Source organism: Flavobacterium sp. B330r (genome assembly GCF_056824325.1).
Window position 1 is genome coordinate 4315722 of sequence record NZ_CP124860.1, and the last position, 24234, is coordinate 4339955.

Here is a 24234-nt window from a genome sequence, read left to right on the forward strand (position 1 = left end):
TAAAAAAATAGCGTAATGAAAAAAATAATCATAATAACCGCAGCTTTTTTAGGTCTTGTTTTTACCGCTTGTGAAAACGAATTAGATTTGAATAGCCCAAATGATATTACAGTAGACCAATATTGGAAAACGGAGAGCGATGCACAAGCCGGTGTAAACTCTATTTATGCCATGTTTTATAAAGATGGTTTGTGGGCAAGATGGATTTATTTCCGTTTAGATTTAACTTCTGATGAGGGGTATAGCGTAAGTCCGTGGACAGAATTGGCAGATTGGACAAGATTTAATTACATCAATTATAATTTTTGGGAAGGAAATGCCGTAACATGGAGAGATACGTACAAAGCCATTTTTAGATGCAATCAGGTTTTGGCCAATGTTCCGAATATCGCTTTTCAGAATGAAGATGATAAAAAGAAAATTATCGCACAGGCAAAATTCTTTAGAGCATTACATTACTATTATGCAGGTGTAATTTGGGAAGATGTGCCGTTGGTTTTAGATCCGTCTACGCCAGCCGATTTACCAAAACAAGTAAAGGTTGCTGAGATCTGGGCTCAAGTAGAAAAAGATTTGAATGAAGCCTTTGAAGATTTACCAAGAGACTGGGCAGCCGATCAGTTAGGAAGACCAGATAAAGGTGCTGCAAAAGCTTTTCTTGCAAAAGTATACATGCAGCAGCACAAATGGCCAGAAGCAAAAGGAGCACTTGAATTTTTAATTTCTGGAGCAGGAGCGAAGTACAGTTTGGTGTCTAATTACAGAGATAATTTTACGGACACAAATGAAAATAACGGTGAATCTGTTTTTGAAATTCAATTTGGAGATCAAAGAAAAGGGGGAACTGATGAGGCACAAAATGCAGCAGTTTCTAGTAACCGTTCTCAGTTTTTTGCGCCAAGAGGAATTGGATGGTCTGACGGACAAGCGCGTATCTGGTTAGTTGATGCTTTTAAACAAGAAAACAATAAAAATGGAAAACTGGATGAAAGGCTAAGATGGACCTTATTCTATCCTCAACTATTAGCCGATTTTGGAGACAAAACATACGATAGAAATTGGGAGTGGAACAATAATGAAGCTTGGTTTAGAAAAGGAAGCCGTGATTATTACAGAAATAACGAAGACTACTACAATCAGGTAAACTACAGATTGGTTCGTTATGCGGATATTTTATTGCGCTACGCGGAAGTTCTAAACGAATTAGGAAGCACTGCTGAAGCGTATCAGTATGTTGATTTGGTAAGAACTCGTGCAAACATGGATGCATTGGCAACAGCACATCCTGAAATTGGAACCGATCATGACAAATTCTTAGAGCGTTTGAAAATGGAAAGAGTTTTAGAGTTATGTGGTGAAAGCGTTCGTTGGGAAGACTTAAAACGTTGGGGAGATTTAAACACTCAAGCTTCTGTTGATAAAATTGCGCTTCGTGATCCAGATTTTAAAAACTTCACAGTTGGTAAAAATCATAGAATGCCAATTCCACAAAGCGATGTAGATAATAACCCAAATCTAGAGCAGAATTCTGGATATTAAATTACGGATTGGATGGAAACAAAGATAATTTCATTCAACAAGTAAAATCTAATTTGATCTGCTAAAATCTTTTAAAATCTGCGTGAAATGCTTTTTGCATCCATTTTTTCACGCAGATTTATACAGATTAAAGCAGATTTAGAGAGATTTAAATTAAGCTGAAGAATAGAAAAAATCACTCAATGAGTTAAAACTGATTTTTTGAGGGGATCAGATGTAAAAGTCTGGTTCCCTTATCATAAAGAACGATTGTTCAAAAAAATAAAATTGAAATGAAGAAAGTAAAATTGTGTCTGACATTTATGTTAGCAGGACTCGTATTGCTTAGCTGCAACAATAAAAAAAGTACTCCTGAAGAAAAGAAAAGCGAAATCGCATCAATAGAAAAAAGAGAAATCTGGACAAAAGATCAGGCCAATAAATGGTATGCAGAACAGCCTTGGTTAGTTGGCGCAAATTATTCTCCTAGCACAGCTATAAATCAGTTAGAGATGTGGCAGGAAGATACTTTTGATCCAAAGAGAATTGATCAGGAATTGGGTTGGGCTGAAGGTCTTGGCATGAATGTAATGCGCGTCTATCTGCACGATTTACTGCATCAGCAGGATGCTGAAGGACTTTACAAACGCATGGATCAATTTTTGGAAATTGCAGACAAACATCATATTAAAACCCTTTTTGTGTTGTTTGATTCTTGTTGGGATCCGTTTCCTGCATTAGGAAAACAGCGCGCTCCAAAACCGCATACGCACAATTCAGGATGGGTGCAGGCTCCAGGGCAAAAAGCGCTTCAGGATAAAACACAATATCCGCGTTTAGAGAAATATGTAAAAGAAACGGTAGCCAAATTTAAAGATGACAAACGAATTTTAGGCTGGGATGTTTGGAACGAACCAGATAACATGACTGGGCCTTCTTACGAAAAAGTAGAAATTAAAAACAAAGTCGATTTGATTTTGCCACTTTTAAAAGATGTTTTTGTGTGGGCGAGAGAAAGTAATCCGTCGCAGCCATTGACTTCAGGGGTTTGGGTTGGAGATTGGAGCGACGAAGCGAAAATGAAACCAATGCACAAAATGCAGATCGAACAATCTGATATTGTTTCTTTCCACAATTACAACACACCTCAGGATTTCGAAAAAGTAATCAAACAATTACAGCGTTACGGAAAACCATTAATCTGTACAGAATATATGGCAAGACCAAACGGAAGCACTTTTGAAGGCTTTTTGCCTCTTGCGAGAAAATACAACGTAGGAATGATCAACTGGGGATTTGTAGACGGAAAAACACAAACTAAATACGCTTGGGATAGTTGGACGAAAACCTATACAGCAGAGCCAAAATTATGGTTTCACGATGTATTGCACACAGACGGAACGCCATACATAAAAGCTGAAACCGATTTGATTAAGAAAATGACGTCTGAGGCGAATAAGAAGAATTAGATAATGTGTCAATTTGATAATTAGATAATTCGTGACATGTGTTAATTGACTAATTTTTTAATTACCACATTTTCTCATTTTCTAATTATCAAATTGACTAATTGACACATTAAAAAAACAGTTTATGAAAACAATAAAGAACTTATTTTTTCTAATGATGATTCTGGTCGGATTTTCCGCGAAAGCGCAACAACCAGATCCGCCGGGACAAGTGAAGGGAAATGAAAAACCAAAAAACGAAGCTTATTTGTTTGCGCACATGACGCATAACGATTACGGCAGATTGTATTATTCTGTTAGTTTGGACGGACTTCATTGGGAAAACCTGAATAACGGAAAACGTGTTTTTGAAGATTATAAAGGACATCCCGATATCTGCAAAGGGCCAGACGGAAAATATTACATTGCAGGAAATACAGGAGACGACGCAAAAAGCATTAATATCTGGGTTTCGGATGATTTGATTACTTGGAAAAAACATTCTGATTATACACCAGATTTAAAAAGCACTCCTGATTATTCAAATGCTTTACAGCGAATAGGTGCACCAAAATTGTATTACGACAAAGATTCAGAAAAATTCATCATGACTTGGCATACGCCACATTTGGAAGGAACGAAAGAAGACGGAGAACGTTATTGGGCGAGTCAGCGTACCTTGTATGTTTTATCTAAAGATCTAAAAACTTTCGAAGGAACGCCAAAACGCTTATTCGACTGGGATATGGGAACGATTGATGTTTTTATTCGTAAAGTCGGCGATTCTTATTATGCCGTGATCAAAGACGAAACCTATCCAACTTTGTATTGGACAACCGGAAAAACCATCCGAATTGCCAAATCAAAATCCCTTTTAGGCCCTTATTCTTTGCCCCAGCAATCGATCAGTCCAAACTTTAGAGAAGCGCCAATGCTAATTCCTTCTCCTGATGACAAAATATGGTACATGTATTACGAACAATACCCAGGTGTTTCCTACGGATTATCAATCGCAGATAACCTAAACGGACCTTGGTTTCAAGCCTCAGGATATACTTTTTTCTCCGATTGGGACAAATATAGTCTTCCAGAAAAAGTGCGCCACGGCTGCATGATTACAATCTCTAAAAAAGAATACGACAGTTTGGTGAAGAAATTCGGAAAATAATGGTGAATTGTAAATTGTTAATGATTAATTATTTCCAAACTTCATTTTTGAAGTTCTGTGTAATTTACAATTTACCATTAACAATTCACAATTAAAAAACTTGGTTAGTTAAGTTAGTTTAGTTCAGTAATTATCGGGCTTATGTGGAGATGAGCCCGGTAATTCATTTTGATTTAGAAGAAATATTACGGTAAATATCTTCACCATATAAGTTATGTAAGTTCATATTAAATCTTGTCTTAAATAAAAGTAAAAACTTATATGCTCTCGGCATTTTTTTTAGCGAGTTAAACTAAAATGAACTTACATGACTTATATGGTTTAAAAAACTTACAAGTATAAAAATATAAAGCATGAAAAGAAAAAGTATCCTTTTTTTAGCCTTGTTATCCATGTTTGCGGTAAATGCGCAATGGAAACCACAAGGTGATAAAATCAAAACCAAATGGGCAGAGCAGGTTGATCCTAAGAAAACTTTACCCGAATATCCTCGTCCGATTATGGAGCGCGGCCAATGGAAAAATCTGAATGGTTTGTGGAATTATAGCATTCAAGAATTTGGAAAAGCCGTGCCTTCAAAATATGACGGGCAGATTCTGGTTCCGTTTGCGGCAGAATCGAGCTTGTCTGGCGTGATGAAAGAAGTGGGAGCTAAAAACGAACTTTGGTACGAAACCCAATTTTCGATTGAATCAGGTTGGAATGGAAAAAACATCCTTTTACATTTTGGCGCTGTAGATTGGAAAACAGAAGTTTTTGTGAATGATGTAAAAGTCGGTTCTCATACGGGAGGATATACACCGTTTTCATTCGATATTACGCCATTCATCCAAAAAGGGAAAAATCAGAAATTGGTAGTAAAAGTTTGGGATCCTTCCAACGATGGGCCTCAGCCAAGAGGAAAACAAGTTAAAAAGCCAGAAGGAATCTGGTACACACCCGTTACAGGAATCTGGCAGACGGTTTGGATTGAGCCTGTAAATGCTAAAAACATTGCAGCATTAAAAACAACGCCAAATATTGATCAAAATACGATTAGTGTTAAAGCTGAGGTAAATGGAGCAGAAAAAGGAGATTTAGTAGAGATTTCTGTTTTCGATAACGGAAAAGAGATTGCTAAAGAAAAAGCGGTTGTAGGCGAAAGCAATGATATTATTTTGAATAATCCGAAATTGTGGTCGCCTGAAAGTCCGTTTTTGTATCAGACTAAAATTCGCTTAATCAGCAAAAATAAAGTCGTTGATGAGGTGAAAAGTTATTTTGCAATGCGAAAAATTTCATCTAAACGAGATGAAAATGGAATCGTGAGAATGCAGTTAAACAACAAAGATTATTTCCAGTTTGGACCTCTTGACCAAGGCTGGTGGCCTGACGGATTGTACACCGCACCAACTGATGAAGCTTTGAAATATGATATTATTAAAACCAAAGAATTAGGTTTTAATATGATTCGTAAACACGTAAAAGTAGAGCCGGAGCGCTGGTATACGCATTGCGATCAGTTAGGAATTCTAGTTTGGCAAGATATGCCGAGCGGTGACGATCAGCCGATTTGGCAAAACACAAAATATTTTACGGGAACAGAATTACAGCGTTCGGCAAAATCTGAAGAAATCTACAGAAAAGAGTGGAGAGAGATTATGGATCATTTGTATTCGTATCCAAGTATTGTGGTTTGGGTTCCGTTTAACGAAGCTTGGGGACAATTTAAAACCGTTGAAATTACAGAATGGACAAAAAACCATGATTCAACGCGTTTGATTAATTCTGCGAGCGGTGGAAATCACTTCCAGACGGGCGATATTTTGGATTTGCATAATTATCCAGGGCCAGAAATGTATTTGTACGATGCCCGAAGAGTTACAGTCTTGGGAGAGTATGGCGGAATCGGACTTCCGTTGGAAGGGCATTTATGGAGGGCAAATGACAACTGGGGTTACATTAAATTTAAAAATGCAAGTGAAGTTACCACTGAATACCTAAAGTACGCGGAAACGCTTCGAAAATACGTTAAAACGGGATTCTCGGCAGCAGTCTACACACAGACAACAGATGTTGAAGGTGAAGTAAACGGTTTTATGACTTATGATCGAAAAGTAGACAAAATGGATTTTAAAGCGGTGAATAAAATTAATACGGAGGTTATGAATGCTTTGAATTAGAATTAAATTTATTTCTCCCGCAGATTTGGCAGATTACACTGATAAAAAAAATCTGCAAAATCTGCGAGAGAAAATTCAAAGACTAACAAAAAATTAAAAATGAAAAAATATCTAATCCTTTTTCTGTTCACAACAATAAGTTTTGCACAGCAAAAAACATTCACAAACCCCATTCTGCCATCGGGAGCAGATCCTTACAGCACGTATTACAAAGGCTATTATTACTATACCAACACGCTTGGAAATAAATTGGTGTTGTGGAAAACAAAAGACCTTTCTGATATCAAAAATGCCGAAAGCAAAGTGATTTGGACACCACCCAAAAACACCAATTATTCGGCAGAAATCTGGGCGCCAGAGTTTCATATCATCAACGGAAAGTGGTATTGCTATTTTGCAGCCGATAATGGCGATAATAACAATCACAGAATGTATGTTTTAGAAAATAAATCATCAGATCCGTTTAAAGGAAAATTTGAGTTTAAAGGTAAAATTGCTGCGAAAACCGATAAATGGGCAATTGATGGGAATGTATTCGAGTATAAAAAACAGCTTTACATGATTTGGGCAGGCTGGGCAGGAGATAAAAACGGTCAGCAGAATATTTACATTGCCAAAATGAAAAATCCGCTTGAGATTGATGGCGATCGTGTTATGATTTCTGCGCCAACAAACGATTGGGAAACACACGGCGCTTTGCATGATAAGGTAAATCCGCCGCAGGTGAATGTGAACGAAGGTCCACAATTTTTAGAAAGAAACAGTAAAATCTTTATTGTTTTCTCGGCAAGCGGATGCTGGACTGATTTCTATGCTTTAGGATTGTTAACATTTAACGGCGGAGAAAATTTGCTAGATGCGAATGCTTGGAAGAAATCTCCTGAGCCTATTTTCAAACAATCTTCAATCAACAAGGTGTATGCGCCAGGACACAATTCATTCTTTAAATCTCCTGATGGAAAAGAAGATTGGATTCTGTATCACGCTAACTCAAACCCGGGCGAAGGTTGCGGGAACAAAAGATCGCCAAGAATGCAGAAAATTGACTGGGATGCAAACGGATTTCCTGTTTTAGGCGAGCCAGTTAGCGAAGGAATGTCATTGGCTATTCCATCAAATTAAAATCATTTTCAAAAAAGATAAAAATGAAAAACATTCAAATTGCTACACTTTTGTTGCTGGCACTTTTTCAATTCAGCTGTAAAGACAGTAAAAAAGAAAATATTGTTTCAAAAGAAAACTCAGAAATCAAATCAGATACAGTAAAAACGGTTTTAGAGACTAAAAACTTCGACACAATCATTGATGGTAAAAAAGTCAGTTTGTATTGGATCGAAAATAAAGATATAAAAGCTGCTTTTACCAACTATGGTGGGCGATTAATAGGTTTATGGGTTAAAGATAAAAACGGAAAACCGACTGATGTTGTTGTTGGAATGAACAGTGCAAAGGGCTTTAAAAACGCCACAGAACCTTACTTTGGCGCTACAATTGGAAGAGTTGGCAACAGAGTTGCATTAGGCAAATTTACACTCGAAGGAAAGCACTATCAGATTCCGCTTAATAATGGGAAAAATGCTTTACACAGTGGTGTAAAAGGGTTTCAGGATGTTGTTTGGAATGCTGAAAAGACAAACGGTAATACTTTGGTTTTTACATATGCTTCGCCAGATGGAGAACAAGGCTTTCCTGGAAATCTGAATGTAAAAGTGACTTATTCGATCACAGATAACAATGCTGTAAAAATGGAATACGAAGCGACGACGGATAAAACTACAATTGTCAATTTAACTAATCATGCCTTTTTCAATTTGAATGGAGAGGGAAGCGGGACAATTTTAAATCATGAATTACAGATTTACGGAGACAAATTTACAACAGTTGATGAAGGTTTGATTCCGACGGGAGAATTGAAATCTGTAAAAAATACGCCATTCGATTTTACATCAAAACATAAAATTGGCGAAAGAATAGAAACCAAAGACGAACAGCTCAAATTCGGAAAAGGTTATGACCACAATTACGTGCTTAAGTCAACGAAAAAAGATGGATTTATTCATGCTGCAACCATAAAAGGAGATATTTCAGGTATTACTTTAGATATTTACACAGAAGAGCCTGGAATTCAATTTTATAGCGGAAATTTTATGCAGAGTAAAAACACCTTTAAATCAGGTGTTAAGGATGATTTTAGAACTGCTTTTGCCTTAGAGACACAGCACTTTCCTGATGCGCCAAATCAGCCAAAATTCCCTCAAATAACATTAAAAGCAGGAGAGAAGTATCATACGGTTTCTTTGTATCAATTTTCATCTGAAAAGTAATAAGTTTTGAGTTAGAAGTTAGGATTAAAGAACCATTTTTTAAGGAAGATTTTAGAGCTTATTTTTTTCGAAATTAAGATGAGAATTTTTGAGTAAAATAATGGTTTTTAGTATGAATTTCCATTATAGAGGTTTTCTATAGTGTATCATTAACTATTTGATTTTTAGTTTTTAAATAGAATTAATTAAATAAAAAGTTTAATAATGAAGATAAAAAAATATTTTACGCTTTTAAGTCTGTTTTGTGTCTTTGTTTGCTGTTCTCAAGAGAAAGAAACTGGCAAAAAAACAGCTTCAAAAGACAAACCAATCTTGTTGGCAGATCCGACCATTTTTCACGAAAATGGAGTTTATCATTTGTACGGAACCACAACGGGAGATTTTCCTAACGGAGAAGGTTTTCAGGTGTACACTTCTTCTGATTTGAAAAAATGGAAAGGGCCTGTTGGAGCACAAAATGGTTTAGCATTAAAAAAAGGAGACGCTTATGGGACGAAAGGTTTTTGGGCACCGCAGGTTTTTAAATACAACAATAAATTTCATATGATTTATACCGCCGATGAGAATATTGCCATTGCAAGCAGTGATAGTCCGCTTGGGCCATTTAAAAACGATTCTAAGACTCCAATGTTTAATTCGGGCAATCAGATCGATCCTTTCTTTTTTGTTGATCAGGACGGCAAAAAATACCTTTATCACGTGCGTTTGACCAATGGAAACCGAATTTTTGTAGCGGAACTTAAAGATAACTGGTCTGGAATTAAAGAAGAAACCCTTAAAGAATGTATTTCTGGCGGTCTTCCGTGGGAAAATACCCAGAATGTTTCTTGGCCAGTTACAGAAGGACCAACGGTATTGAAACACAATGATTTGTATTACATGATTTATTCTGCAAACGATTTTAGAAACCCTGATTATGCAGTAGGTTATGCAACAGCTAAGAGTCCGTTTGGACCTTGGGAAAAAGCAACTGAAAGCCCGATAATCAGCCGAAAAGATGTGGGGATAAATGGAGTAGGTCACGGTGATGTTTTCTATGATACAAACGGAAAAATGAAGTATGTACTGCATACACATTTTAGCAATAGCGGTGTTTCTCCAAGAAAAGCAGGAATAATCGATATTGATTTTGAAGGAAATAAAATCAAAGCAGATGCTAAAAGTTTTGTTTTATTGCAAGAATAAAGCTTGTGATTTTAGGGTTGATAACGCGGGGCTGACTCAATTTGAGTTGGCCCTTTTTTTAACATTTTAACCTGCTTTTAACACAGATGCCATTTTAATATTGTCTATTTCAGTTCAGATTCGTACATTGTTAAAAATTACAGACATGATTAAAAAAATAGAAGATTTAATTCCGCATCGTGCTCCATTTCTCTTTGTAGATGAAATTATTTCTTATACCACAGACACAATCGTTGGTTTAAAGACGTTTACAGATAAAGATGCCTGGCTTCAGGGCAGTTTTCCCGATTTTAATTTTGTTCCGGGAACTATTTTGATTGAAGCGATGGCACAATGTGGCGGTGCAGGTATAAAGCTTTTAGGGATTGCAGATGGCGTTTTTGGATTGGTTAGTATGGATAATGTTGAATTTTTTGCGGGTGTTGAGTTCAATAAACTCGTTAAATTTGTTGTAAAAAACATTCGCACAAGCGAAAAAATCATAAAACAATCGGGTGAAGCTTTTGATGAGGATAGATTGATTATGAAAGGGGAATGGATGTGTGTGAAGTTGCAGTAGGAGAATAGAGAATAGAAGCAAGAGAAAAGATCTGGTAGAGGCAAGAGCGATTGAGAAATAAAGAAAGCGTCCTGAGATAATCTTGGGACGCTTTTCTTTTTACATTTTTGTGATGATGAATTCGCTTCGGCGGTTGATTTGGTGTTGTGCTTCTGTGCAGGGAACTCCGTTGGAGCAATTGTTGATTAATTGGGTTTCTCCGTAGCCAATTGCGCTTTCTATTCTTTCTGGTGCAACTCCTTGAGAAATTAGATAATCTCTTGTGGCTTTTGCTCTTCGGTCAGATAATTCTAAATTGTATTGATCATTGGCACGGGAGTCGGTATGCGATTCTATTTTGATCACAACCGTGTTGTACTGATGCATTAAGAGAACTACTTTATTGAGTTCTATTGCAGCGTCATAACGAATATCAGATTTATCTAAATCAAAGAAAATAATTCCGATTTTTATTTTTAGAACTCCATTTTCGCGAACAATTAAAGCAGGATCTAAGCCTACAAGAGCTTCTGTTTTTCCTGAACTGTTTGCTGTTACGATTGCTTTAGTATTGGCATTATAATTCTCTTTTGTAACTTCAATCGTATAAGGAGTATTGCAATTTACATTGTTATTGAAATCGTATATTCCGTCCAATTGAGAAACAGTTTCGGCCACTTTTATTCCGTTTGCATTTTTCAGCGTTACCATGGCACCTGCAATTCTGTTGTTTGAAATGGCATCAAAAACATAACCGCTTATGGCTTGATTGCAAGATCTTTCAAAAGAGTAAATGTCATCATCGCCTTTTCCTGTTTTTCTATTCGAACAGACAAAACCTTTGTTGGTGGCTTCGTTAACGATATAGCCAAAATCGTCTCGATTGCTGTTTAATGGCGCTCCCAGATTTGCTGGTGTCTCAAAAACGCCATCGTTTATTCTGCTTTCGAATACGTCTAGACCTCCTAAACCTAAAAATCCGTCAGAAGAAAAATACAATGCTTGATCGGTGATGTACGGAAACATTTCGCGTCCTGTTGTGTTTATTTTTTCGCCTAAATTTTTGGGTTCAGAGAATTGATTATTGCCTAAAATATCGACTACAAAAATATCTGTCGAACCAATTGTTCCAGGCATATCCGACACGAAATAGAGCTTTTTTCCGTCTTTACTTACCGCAGGATGTCCGACTGAATAGCTATCGCTATTAAAGCGCAGTTCCTGAATATTGGTCCAATTTGTGGCGCCATTTTCGCTTTCTACAGCTGTTGCCGAATAAATTTTAAGATTATTGATGCCTTTATTATCTCGTTTCAGTTTTCCGTTATAATTGTTTCGGGTAAAATAAATCGTTTTTTCATCGGGAGAAAAGGCGATACAGGCTTCGTGATACTTGGTTGTAATGTCTTTTCCGAAACGTTCTTTAAAAGTCACATTCGATTGTGTTTCGCTTATTTTGCCCAGCTGCATATTTAAATAAGGCTGATCGTTCCATCCGTATCTGTCTGTTTTTAAATACGAAGAATCGACTGTTGTCGAATAAACTAAATCGCCTTTGTAATACATCGGACCAAAATCAGAATAAGTAGAGTTGATGTCTAAGTTTTCTAGTATAAAAGAAGGTTTTATGTTTTCGATATCTTCTAATGTGACATTTTTTAGCGAGAAGTTCTTCGCTCTAGCATCGGTCGATTTTTGTTTTTCGGCGAAGCTCTTCATCCATTTTTTAGCCAGATCATAATTCTGAATTCCCTGCAGCGACTGTGCGTAACGAAAAAGATATTCGGCAGAAACCTCATTTGGATATTCTGAAATCAGCTTTCCGTACCATTTTGATGCGCTTGACATTCTGGTATTAAAATAATAAGCATCTCCAAGTCGCTGAAGCGTTTCTTTGGAAGCATCACCATTATTTATGGAAAGCTCATACGATTTTGCAGCTTCCACATAATACATCTTATCAAAAAGAGCATCGGCAGTTTTGTTTTGGTTTGTGAATGAATCAGCTGTATAACCAATAATGCGAGTATAGTAATTGTTCTTTTCATAGACTATCCGTATTAAAAGAATCTTGGTGATTTTAATCCTTTTTTGCGTGAAACCAGTTCAAAACGAAGCATAATTTCGTGCGTACCGCTATTATAATTCTGCAAAGCGGTTGTGGTGTAATCGTAGGCATAACCAGCCATAATCATTGGTGTAATCTGGATTCCGACCAGACCGCTTACGGAGTCTGATGTACGATAGGAAACACCGAGCGTTAGAGCATTGTTGAACATAAAATTGGCTGATATATCGGCAATAATTGGAGCGCCGGCCACATATTTTAGGAAAACAGCGGGTTTAAATTTGGTATGTGCCGAAAGGTCAAAAACATAACCTCCAATAAGATAAACATGTATTCTCTGATTGACTAAATCTTCGCTGATATCATCATAAGTATAACGTTCGCGGGTCATGAAATTCGGAACGGAAAGTCCGATGTAATCTCTTTCTCCGTGCCAATACAATCCAGCGCCAACTACAGGAAGGAATTTATTGGTAATGTTTTCACGAAATTGCACATCGGGATCTTTGTAGCTTCCTTTAGACCAGTCGATATTAATGACGCGTCCGCCGCCTTTTATACCAAAGGAAAGTTTGTGTGTTTCGCCAGATTTGATGCTATATGAGAGATTGGCATCCAAATATTGTTCTTCTGTGGGTCCGATTTCTTCGTTTACGATCGAAATTCCAAGACCTACATTTTTTCCGACTGGAGTATCCAATGAAAAACTTTGCGTGTCTGGAGCTCCTTCAATACCAACCCATTGTGTTCTGTAAATTCCTGTTATGGCTAAATGTCCTAACGAACCGGCATATGCCGAGTTTACGGTGAGTGTATTGTACATATACTGCGTGTATTGCGGGTCTTGCTGTGCAAAGGCTCCATATGCCGAGAATAGAGTTATTATCGCGAAAACCTTTTTTATATTTTAATCATAGCCAATTTTATTTTGGTTAATCCTATTCTTAAACTTTTCATTTTCTGGATGGTTCTATTTGAGGTAAAGCCATCCAGAGGTTTTTTTAGATCCGTCTCCTAAATCCAGAATATAGAAATAGGTGCCTTCAGGAAGCGTTTTGGCAGAACCTTCCGCTTTTCCGTCCCAAGTGTTTTTATAGCCTTTTTGGTAATAAACCAAATTACCCCAGCGGTTAAAGATTTCCAGCTGATTATTAGGATATCTTTCGATACAATCGATGTAGAAGAAATCGTTCTGGCCATCATCATTTGGTGAAAACTCGTTATAGATTTTCAGACAGTTTGGCGAAACAGTCGCGCTATCCTGATTGTTTGCCGAATTGGTGTCTATCTGATCCAGTTTTGTCAAATGTGCTGTGTTTAGATAATCATTAAAATCCACGACTTTAACCGCTAAAGTTAGGGTTTGTATAGCTCCGGCATTGATTGATGGAATGCTCCAAATGCCGGTTTTAGGATCATAAGTGCCTGAACTTACGGTTGAATTTACTAATGAATATCCTTTTGGTAGAGCATCTTGAACTTCTACGTTTGTTGCCGTTAAATTGCCAAGGTTTTCTGCTGTAATCGCAAAGGTTACTTGAGTGTCCATCGGAACATCTGTTTTATCGACTTCCTTGTTAATTGCTATATCAGTAGAAGGAATATTGATAGATTCAGAATCTTCATCATCTTCGCTTTGATCTCCGTTATCGTTATTTGGAGTCGAATCTGGATCAAATTGATTGCTGGCGGTTACCTGAGCGATATTAACAAAATCAGCATTTTCCAGTCCAAGCGGATTGGCAACAGTTGCCTCGTACGTTAACGTAATGCCTCCTACAGGAACAGTTAAATCAACCCATTTGATAATATTCTTGCTGAAAACACCTCCGTTATTGATATTTGAAATGTTCTTGAATCCAAGCGGTATCAAATCTTCAACAGCAACTCCTGTAGCGGTGCTTGGTCCTTCATTATTAACCTGAATAGTAAATGTTACCACCTCGTTTACATTGGCGTTTTTGTTGCTGGCTGTTTTTTCCAGACTTAAATCGGCAACGGCAACTTTGATTTGTAAACTGTCATAATCGTCCTCTGTTGTAACTCCGTTATTTGGAGTCGAATCAGGATCGGGAAGGTTGCTAGCAATGACTTCGGTGATATTGGTGTATTCGCCTGCTATACCCGACGGCTTATTAACTGTGGTATAAATATCCAATGATTGATCAGTTCCTGTTGGAATATTTCCGACATTCCAAATACCTGTCACATAATTGTACAAACCACTTGTAGGACTACTTGTTTGATAGGTAAATCCAGGAGGAAGCAAATCTTTTACTCGTACACCAGATGCATCTGCAGGCCCGTCATTGGTAACGGTAACTGTGAAAATAACCGTTGAGCCCACATCATGAACGGCATCCTGATTAAGAGCTGTTTTTTTAATAGATAAATCTGCCATTACAATTACAGGCGTAACAGAAATACTGTCGTAATCATCTTCTGTCGCAATTCCATTGCCTGGTGTACTGTCCGGATCATGTTGATCTGCAGTCATAATTTCTGCTATATTTAAATATTCGTCTGCAGTACCTGTTGGAGCTTTTACAAAAACATTTAAAATTAAAGTATGACTATTGCCAGCAAGTATAATTCCAGGAGTCCATTCTCCTGTTGCCGGATTATAAGCTCCCGAAGTCGAATTATAGAAAATATAATCATATCCAGAAGGAAGTACATCTTTGACAATAATTCCAGTAGCATTGCTTGGACCTGAGTTGGTTAATGTTATGGAGAATGAAATCTGCGATCCTACAGCAGGATTAAGTATGTTATTGATTACTTTTTTCTCAATAGAAAGATCGGCTACAGCAGGAACTGGCGTTAATAATACAGAACTTATATCATCTTCACCGCTAACATTATTGTTTGGTGTTGAATCTGGATCCGGTTCATTTGAAGCATAAACCTCGGCAATATTATTATAATCACCTGTTGTGTTCACTTTTGCGCCTATGAGTAAAGATTCTGAGCTTCCTGTTGGTATAGTTCCAATATCCCATATTCCGGTTGTATTAAAATATTGCCCAGCTGTTGAGCTGTATACGACATATTCGTAACCGCTCGGCAACAAATCTTTTACTTGAACACCTGTTGCAGTTTGTGGACCACTGTTTTTTACGGTTATTTCAAAAGTAACGGTAGCACCAAATATTGGACTAATATTACCGCCGACTACGGCTTTTGTAAGTGATAAATCGGCCATAGGAACAACAGGAGTTGTTGCAATTTCAGCATAATCATTTTCTGTTGGGATTCCGTTATTTGGAGTCGAATTAGGGTCTGGTAGATTACTAGCAGTAACTTCGGCAATATTTACATAATTCCCTGTCGGATTTACAACAGCGGTTATTCGTAATACTTGCGAATCTCCGTTTAAGAATGAACCAATTGCCCATTTTCCAGTTGCTGGATTGTAAGTTCCTTTTGTGGTGCTGTAGTTAGTAAAAGTATATCCAGAAGGTAGTAAATCTGTCACTTCCACTCCTGTAGTATTTTGAGGGCCATTATTGGTTGCAATTACTTCAAAAATGACTTGCGCACCTATAAGTGGCGTCGCATTATTTACTGTTTTAGTTAAAGATAAATCGGCCGCTAATGGGTTTGGAGTAGTTGTTACTGATGCATAATCATCTTCTGTGGTAACTCCGTTGTTTGGAGTTGAGTCAGGATCTTCATAATCAGCTGCAGTTACTTCTGCAATATTAGTGTAATTTCCAGAGCCGTTTACAGTTGCTGTAATTTGAAGAGTTTCAGATTTTCCGTTTACGATATTGCCAATGTTCCATAAACCTGTTGCTGGCGTATAGGTTCCCGTAGAAATTGTATATCCAGTAAGTGTATATCCGGAAGGGAGCAAATCTGTAACTTGAACACCTTTATTGTCATCTTTTCCGCTGTTGGTAATTATAACTTCAAAAGTAACTTGAGAACCAACTAACGGTACAGAATTATTAACTGTCTTTGTCAATGATAAATCAGAAACTGGCGGAGGAGGAGGTGTATCTGCTCTCACACCTACTGGAGCAATTGCATAGTCATCTTCCAATATTGCTCCGTTGTTTGGAGTTGAATCAGGATCAGGAAGACCAGCTGCGGTTACTTCTGCTATGTTCACAAAATTTCCAATTGCATTTGCTATTGCTGCAATTTGCAGTGTTTCTGATTGATTTTTTGGCAAGTTTCCAATATTCCATAAACCTGTTGCTGGATCATAAGTTCCTCTTGAAACGGTATATCTAGTAAATGTAAATGCTGCAGGCAGTAAGTCGGTTACCTGAACACCTGTATTGTCCTCTGGCCCGCTATTGGTAACAATTATTTCAAATGTAATTTCTGTATTAACAATCGGAGTTGAATCGCTAACCGTTTTTGTTAACGAAAGATCAGAAGAAAGAGCTGTTGGAGTAGTTGTCGCTGTTGCATAATCATCTTCTGTGGTAACTCCATTATTAGGCGTACTGTCCGGATCAGGCTGATTGCTTGCTGTAATTTCGGCTGTATTAGTGTAGTTTCCTGCAGTATTTACTACCGCTGTTATTTGTAAAGTATGAGTAGCACCAATTGCGACATTTCCAACGGTCCATAAACCTGTAGAAGAATTATAACTTCCAGCGGTTGCACTATAAGAGTTATAGGTATAACCAGAAGGCAGTAAATCGGTTACAGCAACACCATCTGCGGCTTGAGGCCCAGCATTGCTTACCTGAAGGTTGAAAATTACTTGAGAACCTACAAGAGGAGTTGCGTTATTTACTGTTTTAGTTAATGATAAATCGGCTGATGCTGGAACTGGAACCGTTGTGGCTTCTGCGTAATCATCTTCTGTGGTAACTCCGTTGTTTGGCGTAGAATCAGGATCAGGCTGACTGCTTGCTGTAACTTCGGCAGTATTGGTGTAGTTTCCATTAGCATTAACAGTAGCTGTTATTTGTAAAGTATAAGAATCTGAAATAGGCATATTTCCAACTGTCCAAACTCCTGTTGACGAATCATAACTTCCGGTTGTTGCACTATAGGATGCGTAAGTATATCCAGAAGGCAGTAAATCGGTAACAGCCACAGAATTTGCTTCTTGCGGACCAGAATTGGTTACCTGAATACTGAAAGTTACCTGCGAACCCACAAGTGGAGCAGCATTATTTACGGTTTTAGTTAAAGATAAATCTGCCGATGTTGGAACAGGAACTGTTGTAACTTCTGCATAATCGTCTTCGGTTGTAACTCCATTATTTGGAGTTGAGTCTGGGTCGGGAAGATTAGCAGCTGTGACCTCGGCTTTATTTGTATAATCGCCACTTGGGTTTACCCTCGCTACAATTTGAAGTGTTTCTGCATCACCGGTAACTAAATTACCCACTGTCCATATTCCTGTAGTCGTATCGTAAGTTCCTGTAGAAATGGTAAATCCAGTAAAAGTATATCCAGACGGAAGAATATCTGTCACTTGTACGCCAAAGTTGTCCTGAGGGCCATTATTGGTTACAACTACTTCAAAAGTAACTAACGAACCTACTAAAGGTGTAGTATTATTAACGGTTTTAGTTAAAGATAGATCTGAAGATTGTGGAATAGGAGTAGTGGTTGCAGTTCCATAATCGTCTTCTGTTGGCACTCCGTTATTGGGTGTAGAGTCAGGATCTGGAGTATCACTATTGGTGACTTCTGCAATATTTGTATAATCTCCTGTTGGATTAACTATTGCATTAATCTGTAATGTCTCAGATTCACTGCTTTCTAATATGTCTAGTGTCCATAAACCAGTTGTACTGTCATAAGTTCCGCTTGTAGCATTAAAAGTAGTGAAAGTATATCCAGAAGGTAGTAAATCGGTTACTTGAACTTGGGCTGCATCTTGAGGACCACTATTAGTGGTGATAATAGTAAACGTTACCACAGAGCCTACCAAAGGAGTAGCATTACTCACTGTTTTTGTCAATGATAAATCGGCTGCTGGCGGTATAGGAGTTAGTACTATACTATCTTCATCATCTTCGCTTTGATCTCCATCGTCATTATTAGGCGTACTATCAGGATCAGGAAGATTACTGGCAGTAACTTGTGTTATATTTTTATAATCTCCAGTTGGCAAAACTTTTGCATCCAGAATAAGTGATTCTGTAACGCCAACATCGACCGTACCAACATTCCATACTCCCGTAGTACTGTCATATGTTCCAGCAGACGAACTGTAATTTACGTATTGAAAACCAGAAGGCAGTAAATCGGTTACCTGTACTCCAGTTGCATTATTTGGACCGTCGTTTGTTATTTTAAGTTCAAACGAGACTTGGCTTCCAACGACAGGACTTGTATTACCTGTAACTACATTTTTGGTTAAAGATAAATCGGCAGAAGGACCAATAAAAGTAATTTCTGCATCGTCTTGATCATCTTCAGAAGCGACGTTGTTATTTGGTGTACTATCTGGATCTGGCAAATCACTAGCTGTTATTTGTGCTACATTTAAATAATTTCCTAATGGATTTACAAAAGCATTAAAGGTCAGATCAACAGTAGAGTTTGCAGGCAATAGTAGATTTTTCCATTCGAGTGTAGCTGTAGCAACCTGATACGTTCCGCCAGCAGATACTGATCCCGGTATAAGGGTGTATCCCACAGGAATAACATCTTGTACGGCAACTCCTGTTGCATTTCCAGGTCCTCTGTTAAGTACATTAATAGTAAAAGCTACTTGGTCTCCAGCCGCCGCAGAAGTTGGGGTTACCGCTTTGGTAAGTTCCAAATCTGCTTGTTTTAGCGAAACAGAAGCTGTTGATATATCATCTTCTGGCAATCCGTTTCCAGGAGTACTGTCGGGATCAAACTGATAGGCCGTTTCTATTTCAGCGGTATTGATATAATCATTTGCGGAGGTAACAACGTTTACTTTGGCTGTAATTTGTAAAGCAAGAGAGTTTCCATTGTTTAGATTGCCAACATTCCAAATTCCTGTGGCATTATTATATTTTCCGCCACCATTGTCACTTACATAAGTATAGCCTGGAGGCAATTGGTCTGATACTGTAATTCCAGTTGCATTATTAGGGCCGCTGTTGGTAACTCTAATGGTAAACACAACATTATCGTTTATGCTGACAGTTGTTGGTGAAACGGTTTTTTGCAGTGATAAATCGGCTACATCAAGCAATACTGTCGCGCTGTCCTGATCGTCTTCTGCAGGGTTTTGGTTGTTAGGCGTACTGTCAGGATCAAATTGATCGGATGCAAAAACCTCTGCATTATTTACATAAGATCCACCGCCTAGAATAGTAGCTTTAAATGATAAATTTAAGATACTGCCACTCGGAATTGTTACACCGCTCCAAGTAATGGTGTTATCGCCAACATTGTAGATTCCTCCTGAAGTCACCGTTCCGGCAACTAGTGCAAATCCCATTGGAATATAATCACGGATGGCAACATTGGTTGCTGTAGCAGATCCGCCCAATGAATTGTTATTAAAAACATTTATATTGAAAGTAACCACATCTCCAACGCTTCCTGTTGTTGGTGTTACTGTTTTTGTTAATTCAAGATCTGCAATCGATAAAATGGTCAGGTTCATAGTATCTGATGAAACAGCACAATTACCATTGCTGACAGTCCATTGTAGAGTATATATTCCAGGAACAGTTCCGGTTACTGCTGAAGTAGGAGAGTTTACATCCATAAAACCTATAACGCTTGGCCCAGAAACCTGACTCCATTGACCAGTGCCGACTGTAGGAACGGTTGCATTTAAATTTACAGCTGTAAATTGGGGAACTATTTGATTTGGTCCTGCCTCTGCAGTTGAAGGATTTGCATAAATGGTCACTAAAACAGTATCTTCAGAAATACATCCGGTTGTGGTTATTGTCCATTTAAATGTATAAGTGCCAGGAATTAATCCTAACATCAGCGAGTTTGGATTATTTGGAGCTGATATTGTAGCCGAATTAGGTCCAGAAACTTGTGTCCATAGTCCTGTGCCAATAAGTGGAGTATTCCCCGCCATCGTTGTTGTTGTAGCATTACAGATTTCTTGATCGGGGCCGGCGTTGGCTACGGTCGGTGGATTATCGTTAAAAGTGATGTTGACAGTATCTGAGGTTGGCTGACATAATGAAGGATTGGTAAAAGGACCGTTAGTAACCGTCCAAGTCAATACATAAGTGCCTAAAACATTAATATTAGATAGGGTAGTAACAGGACTGTTTGGATTGTCAATGACAGCATTTCCACCAGGAGGCTGAGAATCAAATGTCCATGTACCAATACCAACTGTTGGTGGCACAGCAGCTGTTTTGTAAGTGGTTTGACAAGCAACTGTATCATCAGGTCCTGCATTTGCTGTACTTGGAGGAGCATTCATTACAATTCTTACAATGTCAGACAATGTTCTGCAGGAAGGGCTTTCAAAGACCCATTCCAAAATATATAAACCAGGCACTGTTAAACCTGTAACAGTAGTCAATGGTGCAGTGGGAGTTGTTATTACAGCTACGCTTCCAGCAGGTTGAGATGCAAAACGCCATTCAAAAGTTGTAACATCTGGCGGAGGAACATTTCCGCTTAAAGAGGCAGTTCCATTAACATCAGAAATACATAAAGTTTGATCTGGACCTGCATTGGGCGGTACACTTGCTCCGCTAAAAATTTCAACATTTACAGAATCAGATGATCCTGGGCAAGTTGAACCATCAGGAAAAGTGGTAGAACTAGTGGTATAAGTAAAAACATAACTAGTTCCAGGAACAACAGTAGCATTTGCAATGTAGCTATTAGAAGGTGTTTGCGTTATAACAACAGCTGCTGGATTTCCAGATGTGCTGGTAAGTGTCCAAGTTCCAGTTGAGTTTTTATTTCCTGTAAGCTGAATGCTGGTAACATCACAATAGGTTTGAGTAGTTCCTGCATCTGCCGTTGGCGTTACTACCACAACCATATCGTCGAAAGTACCCTGACATAAAAAGATGCTTTTGGCTGTAATAGTCCACCTAAAAGTATACGTGCCTGCTGCAAGTCCATTAATTACAGTATTTGGATTAGTCGGATCAACAATATTGGGCTGATTAGGAGCGCCAGTTAACACTGACCATTGCCCTGTTTCAAAAAAACTATCGTAAGTACTTCCTGCCATTGTAACGCTGGTACTGGCACAGACATTTTGATCTGGTCCTGCAACAGCTTGATGAGGCGGAATACCGATAGTTAAATTAACATCATCGAATGCTTGACCACAGACCTCGGCTTCTATTGTCCATCTAAATATATAATAGCCGCTATAGGTAAACGTAAAGACAGCATTTGGATCATGTATATCACTTATGGTATAGCTTCCTACACCAGAAATTCTTGTCCAGGTTCCAATCCCTCCTGCACTTGCAGTAGCCGCCATTGTTATGGTATTGCCACAGATTTCCTGATCAGGCCCTGCATTTGTAGCTGGCGGAGTGTCTGCTATCGTAACTTTAACATCACTTTTATTAGGAAGACAAAGTCGGAGTCTGTTTTCTATTGCCCATGTAAAAGTGTATGTTCCGCTAGAAACAACCGTAACCGAAGTGTTTGGATCGTTTATGTCTGCAATAATCACCCCCGTGGTCGGTACAATGGTCCATGTTCCAAAATCTTGAGGATCGGTTGTATTTCCGCTAAGATTAAATGAGGTTGTACCATTAGGATAACACGAATCAGGGCCGGCATCTGAAGTGGTTGGAGCTGTACTGTTATTGGTAATAATTTGTACAGTATCAGAAATTGCTGCGCTGCAAGAAGGACCTGGATTTACATATGATATCGACCATTGAAGTTCATAAAGAGAGGCAGCAACGGTAAAACCAGATACAACAGCATTAGGATCATTAACATTGGAGAAGACAACTGTACTAGCCTGAAATTTGGCTCCAAGTTCCAATTTCCCCACTTTGTGCAGGTGTTGCCGACATAGGTACTTGCGAACTTGCACAGACTACTTCGTCTGGTCCAGCATTTGGAGTGCTTAATGAAGTATCAGATACATGAATGGTTACTGAAGATACAGAAAAACCGCAAGTAGCACCGCCACCTTTTGTTATATATTGAAAAACATAAGACCCAGGTATAAGACCTGTTACCTGAGTATCTATGGCAAAGTTATCGGCAATTACAGCTTGATTAGGACCACTAAGCTGACTCCAAAAATGCATACCATCACCTGTAGCAACCCCAGAAAGCATTGTACTGGTATCACCGCATGGCAAACTTACATCAGATCCAGCATTAGAAGGGGTCGGGTCGCCAGAGGCAAGAATATTCAAAGTATCAAAACCGTAATCACAGCCAGAAGTAAGTGAACCGTCTTGGCTTCTGATAAATTCAACGGTATAATCTCCTGCTACAGTAAGAGTTAGAGTTAGAGAATTTCCAATATCTTGCAAAGCAGTGGGAAAGGGGGCAAGAGGTGAGTTAGCTGGACCGCTTACAATTCGGTACTGATTTACTCCTGATCCTGTAACCGTAAGTGGAATAGTAAATACTGTTGCATCACAGCTTCCCACCATGTCATCTCCGTTGTTAGCAACAATGGTTCTAGTTGCTCCGTTAAATTGTACATGATAATCTTTAGTAAAAATACAGCCTGTATTACTATTAGTAAGCGTATATCTAAAAGTATATGGATCACCTTGATCTGATATATTTGTAACTAATGTTGTTGGGTTTGTTGGAGCAGCTATTACAGCGCCAGTGTCTCCCGCTATTTGTGTCCATTGAACAGTTTCTCCAGCATAAAGAGGAGTTTGCGCTACTAAAGTTACTTGCGTAATTGTATTGTCGCAAAAGAAAATATTTTCATCACCGCCAGGAAGAGTCGTAACGTCTTGTGTCGCCGCTGGAACATTAATTACAACCAAATCATTGCCAGAAGCACAAGGTCCAGTTACCGTCCATCTGAAAGTATAAGTTCCCTGAACAAGATTTGAAACTCCTGTATTATTAGCGTTAGGATTGGCAATGGTTGGCGTATTTGGACCGCTTACAAATGTCCACTGTCCATTTTGTCCGTTAAGACCGCAGCCGCCATAAGTAGCATTAAGATTAGTGCTTTGTGTTGTAGTGTAACAATTGCTTAGCGTTTGATCTGGTCCTGCAGAAACGGGTTTAACACCTCCATAATTGGTTACTGTTATTTGAGAAGTAGTTCTGCAACGCTGTCCAGGAGCATATTCTGGACCTTCAATAACCCATTGTAGTGTTGTAACGCCACAGCTTGTAGCAGGCAAAGTTATCGTTGAGGTAGGCAGATTCGGGAAATTAATTACCACTCCTGCATTATTACCGCCAACAATTTCCCAATGGCCTGTTTCCCCAGTGTTTTGAGGTGCGTTTGCTGTTATAGATAAATTTCCAGTGCTATTAGGACAACTAGTAATGTTACCTCCTGCATTTGCTGTAGTTATAGGCTCAACATTTACGACTTTGTCCTGATAGGCTGTAATTCCGTCGCTACAAGTTGCGCTATATCTAAAAATATAGGTATTTCCTCCTGTGTAGCCAGAAATGGTAGTACTTGGGCTAGTTGGCGAATTAATAGTTACAGCTGGCCCAGAGATTTGAGTCCATTTGACTGTACCGATAATTGGGCTAGGATTATTCCCAGTTAGAACCAATGCATCGGTTGCACAAATGGTAACATTTAAAACTCCAGCGTTTACAGTACAGTTTTGCGCATTTGCTTGAAAAGTAATAAGAAAAAGTAATAAGCCAGCAAAACCCAGTTTTTTTGATAAAGTAAAAATTCTCCAAGAAAAATAAAATTGTGCCATAAGCAATCAGGAATGAAAAGGCAGCACAGCAAAT

12 protein-coding genes are annotated in these 24234 nt (G+C 38.4%); 8 read left to right on the forward strand and 4 right to left on the reverse strand.

Going from position 1 to position 24234, the window contains the following annotated elements; genetic code table 11:
* Positions 1 to 15 precede the first annotated feature (15 nt).
* From QLQ95_RS19220 to QLQ95_RS19255, 8 genes are all read left to right on the forward strand, one after another.
* Positions 16 to 1539, forward strand: coding sequence for a RagB/SusD family nutrient uptake outer membrane protein (locus QLQ95_RS19220; RefSeq protein ID WP_482501188.1), 1524 nt, complete (start codon positions 16 to 18; stop codon positions 1537 to 1539).
* 272 nt (positions 1540 to 1811) lie between these two features.
* On the forward strand, positions 1812 to 2987 hold the full coding sequence (locus QLQ95_RS19225; protein WP_320495098.1) for a cellulase family glycosylhydrolase: 1176 nt from the start codon (positions 1812 to 1814) through the stop codon (positions 2985 to 2987).
* A 124-nt stretch (positions 2988 to 3111) separates the two neighbouring features.
* A complete protein-coding gene (locus QLQ95_RS19230; protein WP_095927554.1) occupies positions 3112 to 4134 on the forward strand; it encodes a glycoside hydrolase family 43 protein in 1023 nt (340 codons plus the stop codon).
* Positions 4135 to 4487: 353 nt separating this feature from the next.
* Complete coding sequence (locus QLQ95_RS19235; protein WP_482501190.1) at positions 4488 to 6296, forward strand: glycoside hydrolase family 2 protein; 1809 nt, start codon at positions 4488 to 4490, stop codon at positions 6294 to 6296.
* Between the two features lie 99 nt (positions 6297 to 6395).
* Positions 6396 to 7418, forward strand: a complete 1023-nt coding sequence (locus tag QLQ95_RS19240) for a glycoside hydrolase family 43 protein (RefSeq protein ID WP_320495095.1) — start codon at positions 6396 to 6398, stop codon at positions 7416 to 7418.
* A gap of 23 nt (positions 7419 to 7441) precedes the next feature.
* Entirely contained in the window at positions 7442 to 8620 is a 1179-nt protein-coding gene (locus QLQ95_RS19245) for an aldose epimerase family protein (RefSeq protein WP_482501192.1), read from the forward strand.
* A gap of 204 nt (positions 8621 to 8824) precedes the next feature.
* Positions 8825 to 9805 carry a glycoside hydrolase family 43 protein gene (locus tag QLQ95_RS19250; protein WP_482501194.1) on the forward strand — a complete coding sequence of 327 codons (981 nt, stop codon included), beginning with the start codon at positions 8825 to 8827 and terminating at the stop codon, positions 9803 to 9805.
* Between the two features lie 145 nt (positions 9806 to 9950).
* Complete coding sequence (locus tag QLQ95_RS19255; RefSeq protein ID WP_482501196.1) at positions 9951 to 10364, forward strand: 3-hydroxyacyl-ACP dehydratase FabZ family protein; 414 nt, start codon at positions 9951 to 9953, stop codon at positions 10362 to 10364.
* A gap of 99 nt (positions 10365 to 10463) precedes the next feature.
* Here the strand turns inward: QLQ95_RS19255 and QLQ95_RS19260 are convergent, their stop codons facing one another.
* The 4 genes from QLQ95_RS19260 to QLQ95_RS19275 all read right to left on the reverse strand — a co-directional run bounded on the left by QLQ95_RS19260 (position 10464) and on the right by QLQ95_RS19275 (position 24200).
* Positions 10464 to 12299, reverse strand: coding sequence for an OmpA family protein (locus QLQ95_RS19260; RefSeq protein WP_482501198.1), 1836 nt, complete (start codon positions 12297 to 12299; stop codon positions 10464 to 10466).
* Between the two features lie 104 nt (positions 12300 to 12403).
* Positions 12404 to 13315, reverse strand: a complete 912-nt coding sequence (locus tag QLQ95_RS19265; RefSeq protein ID WP_482504069.1) for a PorP/SprF family type IX secretion system membrane protein — start codon at positions 13313 to 13315, stop codon at positions 12404 to 12406.
* A 66-nt stretch (positions 13316 to 13381) separates the two neighbouring features.
* A complete protein-coding gene (locus tag QLQ95_RS19270) occupies positions 13382 to 22312 on the reverse strand; it encodes a T9SS type B sorting domain-containing protein (RefSeq protein WP_482501200.1) in 8931 nt (2976 codons plus the stop codon).
* Positions 22284 to 24200 (reverse strand): PKD domain-containing protein, encoded by a 1917-nt coding sequence (locus QLQ95_RS19275; RefSeq protein ID WP_482501201.1) that lies wholly within the window; start codon positions 24198 to 24200, stop codon positions 22284 to 22286. The genes QLQ95_RS19270 and QLQ95_RS19275 overlap by 29 nt, the downstream gene beginning before the upstream one ends.
* Positions 24201 to 24234: the final 34 nt, after the last annotated feature.